Annotated in this window: 15 protein-coding genes and 1 other RNA gene; 15 read left to right on the forward strand and 1 reads right to left on the reverse strand. The window is 39.1% G+C overall.

From position 1 onward, the window contains the following. Positions 1-93 precede the first annotated feature (93 nt). The 12 genes from CVT00_RS02990 to CVT00_RS03045 all read left to right on the forward strand — a co-directional run bounded on the left by CVT00_RS02990 (position 94) and on the right by CVT00_RS03045 (position 13,525). Entirely contained in the window at positions 94-1,494 is a 1,401-nt protein-coding gene (locus CVT00_RS02990; protein WP_107915842.1) for an aspartate ammonia-lyase, read from the forward strand. Between the two features lie 91 nt (positions 1,495-1,585). Then, on the forward strand, positions 1,586-2,929 hold the full coding sequence (locus CVT00_RS02995) for an anaerobic C4-dicarboxylate transporter (protein ID WP_004317491.1): 1,344 nt from the start codon (positions 1,586-1,588) through the stop codon (positions 2,927-2,929). Positions 2,930-3,230: 301 nt separating this feature from the next. Further along, positions 3,231-5,504 (forward strand): thiosulfate reductase PhsA, encoded by a 2,274-nt coding sequence (gene phsA, locus CVT00_RS03000; RefSeq protein ID WP_107915844.1) that lies wholly within the window; start codon positions 3,231-3,233, stop codon positions 5,502-5,504. A 9-nt stretch (positions 5,505-5,513) separates the two neighbouring features. Further along, positions 5,514-6,077 (forward strand): 4Fe-4S dicluster domain-containing protein, encoded by a 564-nt coding sequence (locus CVT00_RS03005; protein WP_107915846.1) that lies wholly within the window; start codon positions 5,514-5,516, stop codon positions 6,075-6,077. Further along, a complete protein-coding gene (nrfD, locus tag CVT00_RS03010) occupies positions 6,070-7,005 on the forward strand; it encodes an NrfD/PsrC family molybdoenzyme membrane anchor subunit (protein ID WP_107915848.1) in 936 nt (311 codons plus the stop codon). Before CVT00_RS03005 ends, nrfD begins: the two co-directional genes overlap by 8 nt. Positions 7,006-7,094: 89 nt before the next feature. Continuing rightward, complete coding sequence (locus tag CVT00_RS03015; RefSeq protein WP_021087309.1) at positions 7,095-7,763, forward strand: response regulator transcription factor; 669 nt, start codon at positions 7,095-7,097, stop codon at positions 7,761-7,763. After that, the gene (locus CVT00_RS03020; RefSeq protein WP_107915850.1) at positions 7,747-8,853 is read left to right on the forward strand and encodes a sensor histidine kinase; all 1,107 of its coding nucleotides are present in this window, start codon (positions 7,747-7,749) and stop codon (positions 8,851-8,853) included. The genes CVT00_RS03015 and CVT00_RS03020 overlap by 17 nt, the downstream gene beginning before the upstream one ends. Positions 8,854-8,902: 49 nt before the next feature. After that, positions 8,903-9,913: a Holliday junction branch migration DNA helicase RuvB gene (gene ruvB / locus CVT00_RS03025; protein ID WP_103557958.1), complete on the forward strand. Its 1,011-nt coding sequence runs from the start codon at positions 8,903-8,905 to the stop codon at positions 9,911-9,913. A gap of 23 nt (positions 9,914-9,936) precedes the next feature. Beyond that, the gene (locus tag CVT00_RS03030) at positions 9,937-11,016 is read left to right on the forward strand and encodes a hypothetical protein (RefSeq protein ID WP_021093489.1); all 1,080 of its coding nucleotides are present in this window, start codon (positions 9,937-9,939) and stop codon (positions 11,014-11,016) included. A 202-nt stretch (positions 11,017-11,218) separates the two neighbouring features. Beyond that, positions 11,219-12,259, forward strand: coding sequence for an AI-2E family transporter (locus tag CVT00_RS03035; RefSeq protein WP_021093486.1), 1,041 nt, complete (start codon positions 11,219-11,221; stop codon positions 12,257-12,259). Positions 12,260-12,273: 14 nt separating this feature from the next. Continuing rightward, positions 12,274-12,645, forward strand: a complete 372-nt coding sequence (locus CVT00_RS03040; protein ID WP_012140125.1) for an HIT family protein — start codon at positions 12,274-12,276, stop codon at positions 12,643-12,645. After that, positions 12,638-13,525 (forward strand): cache domain-containing protein, encoded by an 888-nt coding sequence (locus CVT00_RS03045; protein ID WP_021093479.1) that lies wholly within the window; start codon positions 12,638-12,640, stop codon positions 13,523-13,525. Before CVT00_RS03040 ends, CVT00_RS03045 begins: the two co-directional genes overlap by 8 nt. 86 nt (positions 13,526-13,611) lie before the next feature. On the opposite strand, the gene panB is transcribed toward CVT00_RS03045, so the two are convergent. Continuing rightward, positions 13,612-14,427 carry a 3-methyl-2-oxobutanoate hydroxymethyltransferase gene (gene panB / locus CVT00_RS03050; protein ID WP_103557959.1) on the reverse strand — a complete coding sequence of 272 codons (816 nt, stop codon included), beginning with the start codon at positions 14,425-14,427 and terminating at the stop codon, positions 13,612-13,614. 85 nt (positions 14,428-14,512) lie between these two features. Between panB and CVT00_RS03055 the strand changes: the two genes are divergently transcribed. From CVT00_RS03055 to CVT00_RS03065, 3 genes are all read left to right on the forward strand, one after another. Beyond that, positions 14,513-14,917, forward strand: coding sequence for a hypothetical protein (locus CVT00_RS03055; RefSeq protein ID WP_004317574.1), 405 nt, complete (start codon positions 14,513-14,515; stop codon positions 14,915-14,917). Between the two features lie 30 nt (positions 14,918-14,947). Beyond that, positions 14,948-15,306, forward strand: a transfer-messenger RNA (tmRNA) gene (gene ssrA, locus CVT00_RS03060). Positions 15,307-15,413: 107 nt separating this feature from the next. Continuing rightward, positions 15,414-17,210 carry a WG repeat-containing protein gene (locus CVT00_RS03065; protein ID WP_107915852.1) on the forward strand — a complete coding sequence of 599 codons (1,797 nt, stop codon included), beginning with the start codon at positions 15,414-15,416 and terminating at the stop codon, positions 17,208-17,210. Positions 17,211-17,383: the final 173 nt, after the last annotated feature.

Consider the following 17,383-nt stretch of genomic DNA (forward strand, 5'->3'; position numbering starts at 1 on the left):
AGCTTAAAAAAAATAAGTAGTCATTAATATTTAAAAACTCAAATACCTATATAATTTCACTCGGTAACAATTTTTTACTAAGGAGAAGCTGTTATGGCAACCAGAAGAGAACATGATTTTATTGGCGAGTTGGAAATTTCTGACAATTTTTACTATGGCATCCAAACATTTAGGGCTACTGAAAACTTCCACATGAGTGGCAGAACATTAAAAGAGTATCCATACTTTGTAAAGGCATTTGCACAGATCAAAAAAGCTGCTGCGCTTGCAAATAAAGAGGTTGGCGTTTTAGATCCAAAGATAGCTGATGCTTTGGCAAAAGCTGCTGATAGAGTAATAGCTGGTGAGTTTTTAGATCAATTTGTCGTTGATATGGTTCAAGGTGGTGCAGGAACAAGTACAAATATGAACTCAAACGAGGTCATCACAAACATCGCACTTGAGAGCCTTGGTCACAAAAAAGGCGAGTATCAATACATCCATCCAAATGATCACACAAACCTTGGACAAAGCACAAATGATACTTATCCAAGCTCTATTAAAGTAGCAACTTATGCAAAACTTACTGACTTGCTTGCTGCTATGAATTTACTAAAAGATGAGCTTGAGAAAAAAGCAAAAGAATTTAAAGATATCATTAAAATGGGTAGAACAGAGCTTGAAGATGCCGTCCCTACAACACTTGGCAACACTTTTAACGCATTTGCAAGCTATATCAAAAGCGACATTGCAAAGATCACAGCTGCTCGTGAGTCAATGACACATCTAAACATGGGCGCAACTGCGATAGGTACAGGTATCAACTGCCACCCAGAGTATAAAAATGTAGTTGTTAAAAAACTAAAAGAGATCACTGGCGTTGATTTCAAAAAAGCTGATGACTTCATCGCTGCTACGCAAGATACTGCAGACTTCGTACACGTAAGTGGTGCGCTTAAAACCGCAGCTGTTAGACTTTCAAAAATTGCAAACGACTTAAGACTAATGAACTCTGGCCCAAGATGCGGTCTTGGTGAGATAAATTTACCTCAAATGCAACCAGGCAGCTCAATCATGCCAGGTAAAGTAAATCCAGTTATCGCTGAGGTTGTTGGAGAAGCTTGCTATGAGGTTATTGGCAACGACGTAACTATCATGCTTTGTTCTGAAAGAGGCGAATTTGAGCTAAATGCGTTTGAGCCAGGTATCGCTTATGCGCTATTTAACTCTATATTTATCCTTGAAAATGCTATGAAAACACTAGCCCAAAAAGCTATCAAAAAACTTACAGCAAACCCTGAGGCTTGCCTAAAATCAGTTCTTGGCTCAGTTGGTATCGTAACAGCATTTAACCCATATATCGGTTACGAAAAATCAGCAAGTATCGCTAAAGAAGCCCTTCAAACAGGCAAAGCTGTTGGCGATATCTGCCTAGAGAGAGGCTATCTAAGCAAAGAAGAGATCGATAAGATTTTAGAGCCTAAAAATATGCTAAATCCGAGCATGGTTAAGTAAAATTTTAAGCAAAGTATTATTAAAAGCGTGCCAAAATTCTGACACGCTTAAGTGGTGATTTTAGTAATAAAATTTAATAAAGGAGTTTTCGATGGATATAATGCTGATCTTACAGATTATAGTCCTATTTGGCGGCATCTATCTTGGTGTCAAACTAGGTGGTATGGGCGTTGGCTACGCAGGTGGTCTAGGCGTTGTGATACTTGCTTTACTTGGTATGAAAGTCGATATGAAAGACATCCCTATGGATGTTATCTTGATCATCGCTTCAGTTATCTCAGCGATCACAGCTTTGCAAGTTGCTGGCGGACTTGACTATTTAGTTCAAGTAGCAACAAAAATTTTACGCAAGAATCCAAAACAAATCAACTTTCTTGCTCCGATAGTTACTTACTTTTTAACTATCCTTGCAGGAACTGGACACACTGCGTTTTCTATGATCCCTGTTATCGTTGAGGTTGCAAAAACACAAAACATCAAACCTTCAGCTCCACTTGCGCTTTCGGTTGTCTCTTCTCAAGTAGCGATCACTGCGAGCCCTATCTCAGCTGCATTTGTTGCTATGAGTGGTCTATGTGAGAAGCTAGGTGTTAGCTATCCAGTGTTGCTATTTATTTGTATATCAACTACATTTGTGGCTATGATTATCACTGCGTTTATTATCAATAAATTTTACGATCTTGACCTTTCAAAAGATCCTATCTATCAAGATAGACTCGCAAAAGGTTTGGTTGCAGAGGTTAAGGATGTCGAGTATCACGAGCCAAAACCATACGCAAAAAGATCAGTTGCGATCTTTGCAGTTGGTGTTTTGATCGTTGTTTGCTATGCACTATATATCTCAAAGAGCTTAGGTCTTGTAGAAAAACCTATCCTTTCAAGAGATGCAGCTATCATTAGCTTTATGCTAACTATCGGCTTTACGATAGCAGTAGCTTGCAAAGTTGAGACAGGCAAACTTCTTTCAACTAGCACTTTCCAAAGCGGTATGAATGCGTGCATCTGCGTTGTTGGTATCGCATGGCTTGGTACAACATTTGTTAATGGACACCTTGACGCTATCAAAGAGGCTGCAAAAGACTTCGTTACTCAGTATCCATTTATCCTAGCTGTTGCGCTTTATTTCTTAAGCTGCTTGCTATACTCACAAGCTGCTACAACAAAGGTTATGATGCCTGCTGTTGCTGCTGCTCTTGGTATGACTAGCCCTGAAAATTCAGGTCAAATTTGGATCCTTGTAGCTTCATTTGCTGCAGTTTCTGGTCTATTTGTATTGCCAACATATCCTACAACACTAGGTGCGATAGCGATGGACGATACAGGAACTACAAGAGTTGGTAAATTTGTATTTAACCACTCATTCTTCATCCCAGGAACTATAATGGTTGCATTATCAGTTATCCTTGGATTTATAGTAGCTCCAGTTCTTATATAAAACTTAAGCCGAGAGAGATCTCGGCTTTTTATTCTTCTTTAAATTTTCAATTTTTATATCAAATCCTTAAATAATATCTCTTTTTAAATTTTAAATTTTTTATTTTTACAAATCACGCAAAAATCGCTCTAAAATTTAATCCTCCTTAATTTATCATTTTTAAAATTTGCTCTATTATGATATTTAATATCACATATCATAAAAAATTAAAATTAAAAAAAATTATTAAATAAAATTTAATTTTAGTTTCAACTTTAAATAATAAAATAACAAAAGTAAAATTTCTTTTAAAGGGAGAAAGATGAGCTTAAATAGAAGAGAATTTTTAAAATTCAGTGCAGGAGTTAGCGCGGCTGCATCATCTCTATCAGGTGGTGCTTTGCAAGGTGCTGCAAATGGAGGCGAAAAACACGTTCATAGCTTTTGTGAGATGTGCTCTTCAAGGTGTCCTATCGAAGCAAAAGTCGTTGATGGCAAAGTTCGCTTTTTAAGTGGCAATCCAAAAGCTGGCGGCACAGCAACCTCTCTTTGTGCAAGGGGTGGCTCAGGCTTAAGTCAGCTCTATGATGAAAATAGGATCAAAAAGCCATTAATCAGAGCTGGTGAGAGAGGCGAAAATAAATGGCGCGAGGTTAGCTGGGATGAGGCGCTTGACTATGTCGCTTCAAAGATGCTTGATATCAAGCAAAAGTATGGCCCTGAAAGCTTTATATTTACCTGTAAAAGCTCGCAAACACACAAGCTAATGGTAAATTTTGCCTCAGCTTATGGCTCGCCAAACTGCTTTTCACACTTTTCATGCTGTCCGATCACCTACCAAATGGTCTGTGAGCAGATGTATGGTATTGCTAAGCTAAAAAGAGACTTTGCAAATGCAAAATACGTTGTAAATTTTGGTCACAACCTCTTTGAGGGTATCGTCATAGCTGATGCCAAAAAGCTTGCTAAATTTGCAGCCAGCAAGGATACAAAGCTACTTGTGCTTGAGCCAAGATTTAGCGTTGTAGCTGCAAAGGCTGATGAGTGGCTACCAGTTAAACCAGGCACTGACCTTGCCTTTGTGCTAGCGCTCATCAACACTTGGATACAAAATGGCACTTACGATAAAGAATTTATTGAGAAATTTACAACTGGCTTTGATGAGATTGTTAAAAGCGTAGAGGGCAAAACGCCTGAATGGCAAGAGACAATCACTGGCATAAAAGCAAGTGATGTTAGACGCATCGCTGATGAAATTTATAAAGCTGCTCCAAGAGTTATTTTTGATTTTGGGCATAAGACAACTACCACAAGAGCTGAATACATGAGGACAAAAGCCATCATGGTTGCAAATGCGATGATGGGCAACTGGGAGGTTAAGGGCGGTCTTTTTGGTGGCAAAAACGCAAAGACCTTTAACAAGCTAGTTGGCGAGGATAAATTTCCAGTTCTTAAAAACCCAGATGAGAAATTTAAAGTGCCAAAAGTCACTAGACTAGACTTCGCTGGCGAGACTGGTAGGCATAAATTTGTAAGCAGAAAACATGGCGTTTTGATGGATATAGATAACGCTATCTTAAACGAGAAGCCATACGCCATAAAAGGTTGGTTTAATATCCGATTTAATCACCTAATAAACGTTGCTGAGACGATGAAGAGCATAGAGGCGATGAAGAAGCTTGAGCTAATCGTAGTGAGCGATGTCTATCTAAACGATATGGCGACCTTTGCTGATGTCATCTTGCCTGAGAGCAGCTACCTAGAGCGCGACGAGGGCATAGAGGACAAGTCAGGTCTAAAACCAGCTTATATGATAAGAAATAAAGTCGTCGATCCAGTTGGCGACACGAAAGATGGGGCGTTTATCTTTAGAGAGCTAGCACGCCGCATGAAGATAGATGAGCTTTACACTTGGAACGACATACGCGAGTTTAGGATGCAACAAGCCGGCGGAGATGTAAATTTACTTGCCGCACTAGAAAAAGACGGTTTTATCACGTGGGATGAGCCGGGAATTTTGTTTAGAGAAAAAGGTATGATCGATAAATTTATCGCTAAATATCCAGTCGCATCTAAATTTGTAGGCGAGAATGGCCTAATGGACGATATGGCTAAGCTTAAAACAAAAAGCGGCAAGATAGAGCTATTTTTACCTGATGTCGAGGCACAGTTTGCAGGGTATGGCGCGCTAAATGACAAAGATATGGACACATTTGACGGACACGAGCTTTGCTTAACTTGCGGCAAAACGCCTATCCATACCAACGGCCACACTCAGGCAGTGCCATTTTTAAATGACCTTATGAGCGATAGCCCTATCTGGATCAATCCAAACACAGCTAAAAAGCAAAATTTACGTGACGGCGACACGGTTTTAGTCAAAAATAAATTTGGCGAGCAAAAGGGCAAGCTTATGGTGACTGAGGGCATTAGAGAAGATACACTCTTTATCTATCACGGCTTTGGACACATCACGCCAGGCCTTAAAAGCATAGATCACGTAGGGCTTAACACAAGCGTGCTTCTTGATCCAGCTGAGGGTCCGGTGGCTGCGACTATGGTTACAAATGTTGGCGTTAGCATAAGTAAAGCGTAAGGATAGAAAATGAAAAAATATATGATGATACATGATGAAAATTTATGCATCGGCTGCCAAGGCTGTTCGGTAGCTTGCAGAAGTGCAAACAAAGTACCAATGGGCGTTTACCGCTTTCAGGTGCATGCAAAGATGAGTGGGACATTTCCAAATTTAAAGACTGACTTTTTACGTCAAAGCTGCGTTATGTGCGAAGATGCACCTTGTGTTGAGGTTTGCCCAACTGGCGCTAGCTTTAAAACGGCTGATGGCGTGACACTGCTTGATCATAGAATTTGCGTTAGCTGCAAGTACTGCATCCTAGCCTGTCCATACGACGCTCGCTACGTCTTGCCAGATGGCGAGATAGGCAAATGCACATTTTGCTATGAGAGCAGGCTAGAAGAGGGCAAAGACCCAGCTTGTGTTAGCGTCTGCCCTACAAATGCACTAACTTTTGGCGACGTAAATGATGAAAACTCTAAAATTTCAAAGAAACTAAAAGAGAGCAAATATTACTTGCCAAAAGCGGAGTTAAACACAAAACCTTCACTTGCGATGATCGCAAATACAAAAGGAGCACACCATGAATAACATGTCAGGAAGCTTAGCTCAATACACAGAAATTTACTGGGGCTGGCCCATAGCTTTTTATCTGTTTTTAGCAGGACTTAGTGCAGGTGCTAGCATCGTTGCTGTGCTTATCTCAAATAAATTTGGCAAGGATAACTACTACTTTAAAGCAGCCGCTCTTATCGCTCCAGTGGCGATCGTCCTTGGACTTGCTCTTTTGGTGATTGATCTTGGCAAGCCGCTTAGCTTTTACTGGATACTCTTGCTTTACAACTTTGACTCAGTTATGTCAATAGGCGTTGCACTGCTTCTAGTTTATACGCCTCTTAGCGTTATATACGCGATTGGTGCGTTTAAAAATGAGATAGCAATGCTTAAAATTTCTCTTTTTGACGCGCTTGCAAATTTAGCTAGCAAGCTTTCAGGTTTGCTTGGAGTTTTGCTTTTCATCTTAGGCATCGGCGTTGGCGCATATACAGGCTTTTTGCTAAGTGCAGCTCACAAGGTCACACTTTGGAACACGCCAGTTTTGCCACTATTATTCTTAGTCTCTGGCTTAAGCTGTGCTGGTGCATTTACGCTGCTTATTGGAGTGCTAAAAGATGAAACAAGAGAGCAAAATCAAACTGCACACTTTTTATTAAAATTTGACTTTTTTGCGATAATAGTCGAGTTTTTGCTAATAGTTGCTCTTTTTATGGTCGTAAAAGGTGCAAGTGCAAGCGGCGCAGATGCTGTAGCAAACGCACTTAGTGCAAATTCTCTTGGGCTGATGTTTTATATCGGCGTCATAGGTCTTGGTATGGCTGTGCCTATCATTTTAGACTTAAGTGTTTTAAAGGTGCATGATTTCAAACGCGAATTTGCCGTGCTTAACGCTATTTTAGTCATTTGTGGTGTCTTTTTGCTAAGATATTACATAGTCTATGCAGGACAAATTTTTATTTAATACTTAAAAAAGAATTTTAATTTGAAATTTACCTATTAAGTATTACAATAGATAAAAATCTTATTAAAGTTTGTTTTTAGGAGAGCGTTTTGAAGATTTTACTTTTAGAAGATGATTTGGGGTTTCAAGAGAGCGTCTGTGAGTTTTTACAGACGCTTGGTTATGAAGTTACAGCGGTGAGCGACGGTCAAGAGGCTTGCGATCTGATAGAGAAAAATTTCTATCACCTTTTTATACTTGACATAAAAGTGCCTGGAGTAAATGGTCACGAAGTCATCAAGTATATAAGAAGTCTAAATCCAAACGCTCCTATCATGATAACGACATCTTTAGTTGATATTGATGATATGGCGATCGGATATGAGCTTGGCTGTAATGAGTATCTAAAAAAGCCATTTGAGCTTGCTGAGCTTAAATTTAGAGTTGCTGAGCTTATGCGAAAATACTATGGCACTGACGATAAAAACATAGTTAAGATAAATGACGAGTTTAGCTTCAACCTAAACAAGCGTGTGCTATATAAAAACGACAAAGCTGTTGATCTTAGTGCAAAAGAGGTCGCTTTGGTCGAGTGTTTGGTCTCACATCTAAATTCTTACGTCAGTATGGAGGAGCTTAGAGATCTTGTCTGGAATGACAAAGATATCGAGGGCGCTGATATAAGAATGCACGTTTTAAAGATAAGAAACAAGACAACAAACGACTTTATCATCTCAAAGAGGCGCATAGGCTACAAGATAGATGCACAAGAGCTTTAAGATCCAGATCATAGCGACATTTGTCATAATGTCGCTTTTTTGCTTTCAAAGCTTTGTGATCTTAAATTTAAGCCAGAAAAACAGCAGCTCAAAAGCCCTTTTTGGTGCTATGAAGCATGAAACCATCATCAAAAATTCATTTCTAAAAAACGAAAATATAGCTAGCTCATTAAAATATAAATTTGCGATTTACGACGTAAATTTTAAACCCATCATCTCAACCCTTACCAAAGAGCCAAGCAGCTTTAAATTTGTAACTCTAGAAGAGGGCGGGTACCTTTTTTACAAGAGCTTTTTTATAAAAGATAAGACCCCTTACTACATCGTCGTAGAAAAGGAGCTTGATAATAAAAAGAGCCTCTTTTTAACAGCTATCATGCTGCTTGTTATCCTTGTGGCAGTACTATTTATCGTCTATTTTTTATATCTAAGCAGCGTTAAGCCTTATAAAGAGTTTCAAAAGTATATGAATAATTTCTTTAACGACGCTATGCACGAGCTAAAGACACCCCTTGGCGTGGCTGGCATGAACCTTGAGATGCTGGGGCTTGAAAACAAGTATATAACCCGCATCAAAAACGCCCTAAAACAGATGCAAATAACCTACGAAGATGTCGAGTATTTCATAAAGCGTGGCTACATCAAATTTCCACTTGAGAGGCTAAATTTAGGCGAGTATGTTAAAGAGCGAGTGAAATTTCTCTCAAGCGTGGCGGAGGTCAAGAGTATCGAGATAAAGACAAATTTAGCAAGCGAGGCATTTACTATGCTAAGCAAGGTCGAAGCTCAGCGCATCATCGATAACACCATCACAAACGCCATAAAATACAGCCCAAAAGAGAGTGAGATAATAGTAAATTTAGAGCTTGAAGCAGATCGCATAAATCTTAGCGTGCAGGACTTTGGTAAGGGGATAAAGGACGTCAAAAGGGTCTGGAAAAGATACGTGAGAGAGGATGAAATTCAAGGCGGTTTTGGTCTTGGGCTAAATATCGTCAGTGAAATTTGCCAAAAACATGAAATTTTATACGGCGTTGATAGCGTTTATGGCGAGGGCAGCACCTTTTACTATAAATTTAAACGAGCTTAGATTAAGCATAAAAGCGTAAAATGAAGCCTTAAATTTAGAAGGAAAAACTTTGGATAGAATCGTTGAAATCGAAAAAGTAAGCTTTGAAAATGACTTTGAAGTCTCGCTAAGACCTAGCAAATTTGAAGACTATATCGGTCAAGAAAAGATAAAACAAAATTTAGACGTCTTTATAAAAGCAGCCAAAAAGCGAAACGAATGCCTAGATCACGTGCTATTTTACGGCCCTCCAGGGCTTGGTAAGACGACCCTTGCTCACATCATCGCAAACGAAATGGGCGTGAGTATCAAAATGACTGCAGCGCCGATGATAGAAAAGAGCGGTGACCTAGCGGCGATCCTTACAAATTTACAAGAGGGCGACGTGCTTTTTATCGACGAGATACACCGCCTAAGCCCAGCTATCGAAGAGGTGCTTTATCCTGCGATGGAGGACTTTAGGCTAGACATCATCATAGGCTCAGGGCCTGCAGCTCAGACTATCAAGATAGACTTGCCAAAATTTACGCTCATCGGCGCGACCACTCGTGCTGGCATGATCTCGGCGCCTTTAAGAGACCGCTTTGGGATGGACTTTAGGCTGCAGTTTTACACAAGCGGCGAGCTAAGCCGTATCGTGCAGATCGCCTCTGCTAAGCTTGGCAAAGAGTGCGATAAAAATGCCTCGCTTGAGATCGCCAAACGCTCACGTGCCACGCCAAGGATCGCCCTTAGGCTGCTAAAGCGTATCCGCGACTTTGCCGAGGTAAATGACGAGCAAATCATCAGTCACGAGCGCGCAAAAGAGGGGCTTAATGCGCTTGGTGTAAATTCGCTTGGATTTGATGAGATGGATATTAGGTATTTAGAAATTTTAATGCAAGCAAGGCGCCGTCCTATGGGGCTTAGCACGATCGCAGCGGCACTTAGTGAGGACGAGGGCACGGTTGAGGACGTCATAGAGCCATATCTGCTTGCAAATGGCTTTATTGAGCGCACCGCAAAGGGCAGGATCGCAAGTGCGAAGTGTTTTGAGACCTTTAACGTCAAGATCGACATCGAAAAAGGGCTTTTTGAGTAGCGAAATTTAAATTTGGAGCAAAAATGGGCGAGCCACATCTTTGTCCTAAGTGCAAGCAAAGGACGATTTACTTTGACGGGATCTGCTACTGGTGCAGGCAAAAAGAGAAGCTGGAATTTTACGAGGGCCTAAGCGAGGACGAGATCAAAAAGAGGCAGAAAAATATCCTCGCTCACATTGACGAGCTAGATAAATTTGATGAAATTTACAGCGACCTCACATATATTTTTTATCTGCATGACATTTGCGATGAGCAGATCATTAATGAGCTGACAAAAAACGGCGAGTACTATCCACCTGAAATTTACAAAAAGGCTTCAACAAAGATCAGAGATGAGCTTATAAGCAGGCTCTCAAACGAAGAAAATATAGTCAAGCTAAATCACATCCTCTCGGCACTTGCCTGGCAGGGCGATGAGGTAGTAAGGGAGCTATTTTTTAAGCTTTATGGTGCGCCAAAGCCTTGGAAGACGAAGCTTTATGCCGACACTGATGGATACTCGCAGACTGCTGGCTGGAGCTTTGATAGCAGTGGCAAGAGAAGAAGCCTAGTTTTTGATAAGTGCTTTACCTGCCAGCCAAGTCAAAGCGCAGACGCAAGCGTTAAATTTAAAGCAGCAAATGATGAAAAGTGTAAATTTTGTAGCGGCGAAATGGTGGAGCTTAGTATCAAAAAAGAGAGCCTAAAGCGACTTGAGCTAGAGCTTAAAAATGACGCTGTGCTTAAATTTTGTCCAACCTGTGTTGGTTTTGTGCAGTACTTTTGCCAAAATGATGGCAGTAGTGTGCAAACTGACACCGTTGGTGATGGTGAGAGCGAAGACTATGTAAGAGAGGCTGTGGCAACGCTTGACGGGCAGAAATTTGAGCTAGCAAACGAGGTCTGTATGCACTATGCGGCTATGATTGATGGTGAAATTTTGCTTGGAGGATATCCGCAGTGGCAGCAAGACAGCGAGTATCTAGCATGCCCAAAATGTGGCAAAACGATGAGATATCTAGCGCAAATTCCTTTTGGTGCTTTGATAGACGGCGAGGGCACGATCTATATGCAAATTTGTGATGAGTGCGAGGTCGTCGGAGCAAATTTCCAGTGCACGTAAAAGGTTAAATTTATAGAAGCTTTTGAGCTAGAAAATTTACGTAAGGCATAAATTTATCTGAATTTGCTAAGCATCAGTGCCACGCTAAAATGCCAAAAGCCCACTCTTTGCAAATTTGGTGCCAAAGCGTTTTAGCAAATTTATCAAGCAAATGAGTAGCTTTGATAAATCTGCTATAATTACCCCATTTTAAGGGAGCGAGATGAATAATAGGCTATTTTTTGGAATTTTTGCGTTTTGTGCTTTGGCTTTGGTGGTCTATCTTTTTAAACCATTTTTACTTGACATTTTTATCGCAGCACTGCTCGCGGTGGCTGTTGCAAACGTGCAGATCGCATTTTTAACGCTTACTAAAAACCGCAAAACGCTCTCGTCAGGACTTACGACATTTGCACTTCTTTGTTTGTTTATCGCGCCACTTCTTTACGCAGTCGTAGAGATCGCAAAATACGCAGCTGGCTTTGATATAAACAACGTCACGAAGACCATTGAATTTATTAAAAACTATGATTTTAGCCTGCCAGAGTCGATAAATTTCTTAGAGCCGAGGATAAAGGAATTTATAAGTGGCCTTGATCTTAAGCTGCTCTTTTCACAACTAGCGGCAAATCTCGCGAGCCTTGGCAAGCTAAGCCTTAAATTTGGCGTCGATATGATCATCATCCTGGTCTTTTTCTTCTTTTGCAACCTTTATGGCAACGAGCTTATCAACTATTTAAAAGAGTCTTTGCCGCTTAAAAAAGACGACACTGAGTTTTTGCTAAGCGAGGTTGGCAACGTGATGAGCGTCGTTTTTTACTCAACCATTGCAAATATGATCATCCAAGGCTTTTTATTTGCCATTATCACCAGTTTTTACGGCTACGACGGTGTGCTAACTGGCATATTTTTTAGCTTCGCCTCGCTCATCCCAGTCGTTGGCGGTCTGCTAGCTTGGGCGCCTATTAGTATTTATGAGTTTGCAAATGGTAATACAGCAGCTGCTATCACGATCGCACTTTACACCATCATCGTGATCTCGTTTGGCGCTGATACCTTGCTAAAGCCACTTGTCATTAAATTTATAAACTCAAAACTAGTCAAGATACCAACAAAGATAAATGAGCTACTCATCTTTTTTGCGATGATTGCTGGTATCACGACGTTTGGCTTCTGGGGCGTGATACTTGGGCCTGCGATCGTGACATTTTTTGTCTCAACGATCAAGCTTTACACGCTTTTGCGAGAGAGAAATTTCGTATAAAATAGGGGCAAAATATGATATATGAAGATAAATTTATAAGGGTTGAGCGCGAAGAGAACGAGCTTCCGTGGGTGAAAATTTTTACAGCTAAGCCCTACCGCGAGCTAAGTGACTGCGATGAGGCGAGTAGAGCTAGGCTTTTTGAGGCGATGCTGGTGGCTGAAAAGGCGATGCTTGAGTTTTATAAACCAACTAAGATAAACATCGCGAGCTTTGGAAACTACGTGCCACACGTGCATATTCACGTCATTGCGAGATTTGAAAATGATGCATTTTTCCCAGATAGCGTTTGGGCTAGCCCCAAAAGAAAAAGCGAGCTTGAGCTGCCTAAATTTGATGAGTTTGCTAAATTTTTAGAAAAAAAACTAAGGCTTAGTTTTGAGTAAATACAAAAAATATTTTAATATCTATATCGTTTTAGTCGTTTTTGCGCTACTTGGCAGCCTATTTTACTTTCTTTACAGCTCATACATGGCTGAAAAAAAGCAAAACAATATGCGCGTCTTTTTTGACTACCACGTAAAGCAGCTAAACAAAAGCATCGATGATGAGAAATTTTCATCAATGGCGATCTCGATCCTGCTTGCTCAAAATGAGTCTATACAGATGTGTTTGCTGGGTCAAAACCGCGATGAGTGCGTAAAAAACATCGAAAATTTGACCAAAACTCTTGGCGCAGCGTCGATGTATAACAACATCAAGCTTCATCTTTACGACAAAGATCTAAAAAGCTACGTAAGAAGCTGGGATCTAAACAGATATGGCGATATGATCGCTAGTGGTAGGTTTTTAGTCCAAGAGTCAAGGCGTCAAGATAGACCCATGGTTGGCATCGAGGCATGGTATGCTGGAGTGCATATAAGGGCTGTTTCAAATGTGATGCATGAGGGTAAAAACATCGGTAGCATCGAGGTTTTGCTAAACTACGACTCACTTGGAAATTTTTATAAAACGCAAGGCATAGACCTTTTCGTGCTCCTATCAAAAGATAAGATGCCAGCACACAAAAGCGCGCCGAGTGATCAAATTTTAAGGGATTATTACATCGAAAATTTGAGCAGTGCAAATTTAAATATAGTTGGAATTTTGCGTGACATAGACCTTAAAAAGTATGAATTTTACGTATATAAGACACACTATTTTTGTGTTGTGCCGCTACTTGATGCTAGCAACACGCAGATAGGCTACTACGTCCTTCATGTAAATGCCGACGAAAAAGAGCGAAATATCTCGCAAAACTATCTTGAATCAGAAGAGCTTTTTTAAATTTAAAAAGTATGCTCTAGCGCTTTGGTGTTGATAGAGCTTTTTGCAGAGTTTTTATGGGCTACTTTTAAATTTGGAGTATAAATTTAACCCTGATACGAAAACTCTTCGCTTGGGAAAATTTTGTTTTTTACTTCGTTAGCGTAGCTTTGCACGCCTTTTCGCACAAGAGTGGCTCCGTCAAGATAGCGCTTGACAAATTTAGGTTTAAAGTCCTCGAAAAATCCCAACATATCAGACCAGACAAGCACCTGCCCATCGACGTCTGACCCAGAGCCTATGCCCACAACTGGCACACGAACCTGCCTTGTTATCTCGCTTGCCACGTTGCTAAGCGTGCCTTCAAGCAGTATGCCAAACGCACCAGCTTGCTCAAATGCCAAAGCCTCATCAACCAGCCTTTTTGCCTCAAGCTCGCTTCTGCCTTTTATCTTATATCCGCCCTCAAATTTAAAAAACTGCGGTTTTAGTCCGATGTGAGCCATCACGTTTATGCCCTCTTCGCAGAGGCGCTTTACTAAATTTACCTGATGCATGCCAACTTCAAGCTTCACCGCATCGGCATTTGTCTGCTTAAAAAATTTCATCGCATTTTTGATCGCTTGTTTTTCGTTTGTGTAGCTGCCAAATGGCATATCAGCTAGGATAAAAGTCTTTTTAGCACCGGCACAAACGGCCTTTGTGTGATAAAGCATGGTGCTCATATCGGCACTTAGCGTGCTCTCTTTCATGTTAAAGCTCATATTTAAGCTATCGCCAACAAGGATAACATCAGCATAATCATCAAAAATCTTCGCAAATAGCGCATCATAGGCGGTTATCATCACGATAGGCTCGACGCCTTTTTTGTTTTTTATATCATTTATAGTGAGTTTTTTCTTTGCGATTGTTTCATCTTTCATGGCTAAGTCCGGTAAATTTTGTGATAATGCTAACAATTTTATCAAAATTTTGCTACAATTACGCCAATTTCTTAAGGACATGAAAATGGGTATATTAAAAAGGCTTGAAGTCGATTATTCTTATGATATAGTTGAGGAGTTTCTCTCTCACTACACTTTGATGTGCGATTTACTTGAGCCTTTGATAATAAATTTAGGAAGAGCTGACAAGTATAAGGAGAGCATTTTAGAGCTTTCTAGGATCTTTCACAATATCAAATCAGCAGCAGGTTTTATGCATCTTGACCCGATCTTGAAACTAACGACTTTGGCTGAAGAGGTCACTCAAGAGGCTAGAAGCTTAAAAGGTCCAGCAAATGATAAATTTATAGATTGGTTGCTGCTTATTAGCGATCAGTTTCATAAATACAAAGGCGACGTCGAGAAAGACCTAGAGTATTTTAGCGTCCTTGAGCCAAAGATCATTGACGTACCTGCAAAACTTGACTAAACAATCCAACTAAACCATTTCATTTTTTATGGGAGCGATTTGGCTTCGACAGGAGCAGAGTGTGTACGGTGGCACGTCGCTTTGAGCAAAGCGTAAAAAGCTCAAATTAAATTTAAACGCAAACAACGTTAATTTCGCTCCTGCTTACGCTAAAGCTGCGTAAGTTCAGTTGAGCCTCGCTTTGTCTCATTCTAGCTAGGATGTAAGCGAGTAATTTAGCTAGAGTAGGCCAGCAAAGTGACTGCTTGCTAGCTGAAATTTTAGTCTTAGTCTAAATTTTGGTTTTGGAAAGTGAGCCTTTTTAGATGAAATTTTCACTTTTGCTAAGCGTGTAGAGGCTGTATGGATTTTGTTTTTGGACAGGGGTTCGATCCCCCTCGCTTCCACCATCTTACTTTAAATTTCTTTTTTATTCTACGATTTAAATATTATTTGAAATTTTACTTATTTTTTAAAAAATATAAATTACAATATTTAAAAAACAAAGGAGGCTTATATGGTAAAAGAGTTTGATTATGTTGGTGATTTTAAAGAAGGTTTAGCAATGGCTGTAAAAAATGGTAAATATGGCTTTATAAATACTAGAGGAGAAGAAATTGTAGAGTGTAAATTTGATTTTATTAGCACTTTTTATGAGGGCTTTGCTAGTTTAAAAAAAGATAGTAAATATGGTTTTATAAATACCAAAGGAGAAGAAGTTATAGAGTGCAAATTCGACTATGTTGACGATTTTAAAAATGGCTTTGCTAAGGTCCAAAAAAATGGTAAATATGGCTTTATTAATACCAAAGGCGAGGAAGTTATAGAGTGTAAATTTGATGATGCTTGTGATTTTAAAGATAGCTTTTTTAAGGTTGAAAAGAATGGTAAGTGGGGATTAATTAATACAAAAAACGAACAGATTTTAGAATGTAAATTTAATAATATTGGCGAGTTTAAAGATGGTTTTGCAGAGGTTGAAATAGATTATAAATATGGGTTTATAAATACCAAAGGTGAGCAAATTATAAAGTGCGAGTTTAACCACGTCTATTTTTTTAAAAACGGATTTGTTGCACTTAATAAAGATGGTAAATTTGATGTTTTTACAATTAATGGTGAGAAGATCAATGGATGTTTATTTGATGATTTTAAATACTTTAGTGAGGATTTTGCAAGCGTTAAAAAAGATGGCAAATGGGGATTTGTAAACATCAAAATGGAACAGGTTATAGAATACAAATTTGATTATGCTAGTTCTTTTAAAGAAGGCTTAGCTGCTGTTAAAAAAAATGATAGATATGGATATATAAACAAAAATGGTGTGCAAGTTATAGAGTATAAATTTGATGATGCTGGAGATTTTGGAAATGGTTTTGCTAAAGTTAAAAAAGATAATAAATGGATGTATATAAATATTGATGGTGAAAAGGTCATAGGATGTAGTAGATTTGATGACACTTTAAAGTGTAGCGAGGGTTTAATTGTAATAAGAAAAGATGGTAAGCGCGGGTTTATAAATACCAAAGGCGAGGAAGTCATAGAGTGCAAATTTGACGATGCTTACAATTTTAATGAGGGCTTTGCCGTAGTCGAAAAAGATGGTAAATGGGGATTTATAAACGCTAGAGGCGAACAAGTTATTGAGTGTAAATTTGATGGTGTTGGTTGTTTTAGTGAGGGTTTGGCTAGGGTTAAAAAAGATCATAAATGGGGATTTATAAATACCAAGGGAGAGAAGGTTATTGAGTATAAATTTGATGATGCTTGCAATTTTAGTAAAGGTTTAGCTGAGGTTCAAATTAATAATAAAACATATAAGGTAAACATCAATGGTGATTTTATAGTCTTGGATGAAAATAAAAATAGAATAGAAATTTCAAGAGACTTTGATTGTGTGTCAAATTTTAAAGAGCACCTAGCTTTAGCCGTAAAAGACGATAAGTATGGTTTTGTCAATATTAAAGGTAAAGAAATTATAGAGTGTAAATTTAATGATGCTAATGAGTTTAGCGAGGGCTTTGCTAGTGTCAAAGAAGATGGCAAATGGGGATTTATAAACACTAGAGGTGAGCAAGTTATTGAGTGTAAATTTGATGGTGTTGGTTATTTTAGTGAGAGTTTGGCTAAGGTTAAAAAAGATCGTAAATGGGGATTTATAAACACTAGAGGTGAGCAAGTCATAGAGTATAAATTTGATAATGCTTGGAGTTTTAGTGAAGGTTTGGCTTATGTTGAAATAGGTGGTGCATATGGATATATCAACACTAGTGGTGAAGTAATTATAGAGTATAAGAGTTTTTTTCCTTCGTAATATTGTTAAATTATTATTTGGTTTGAATTATAAAAAGGAAAGATTGTTTTTTAAACTAGCATAAAACACAAAATTGAAGTAATTCAAAAGCAAACAAAGATATTTTCTTAAAAAATTGATAGTAGAATAAATTTGAAGAAATTTTACTCGTAAAAAGGCTGGTTAAATTAAAG

It is taken from the genome of Campylobacter concisus, assembly GCF_003048675.2.
GTDB lineage: Bacteria > Campylobacterota > Campylobacteria > Campylobacterales > Campylobacteraceae > Campylobacter_A > Campylobacter_A concisus_F.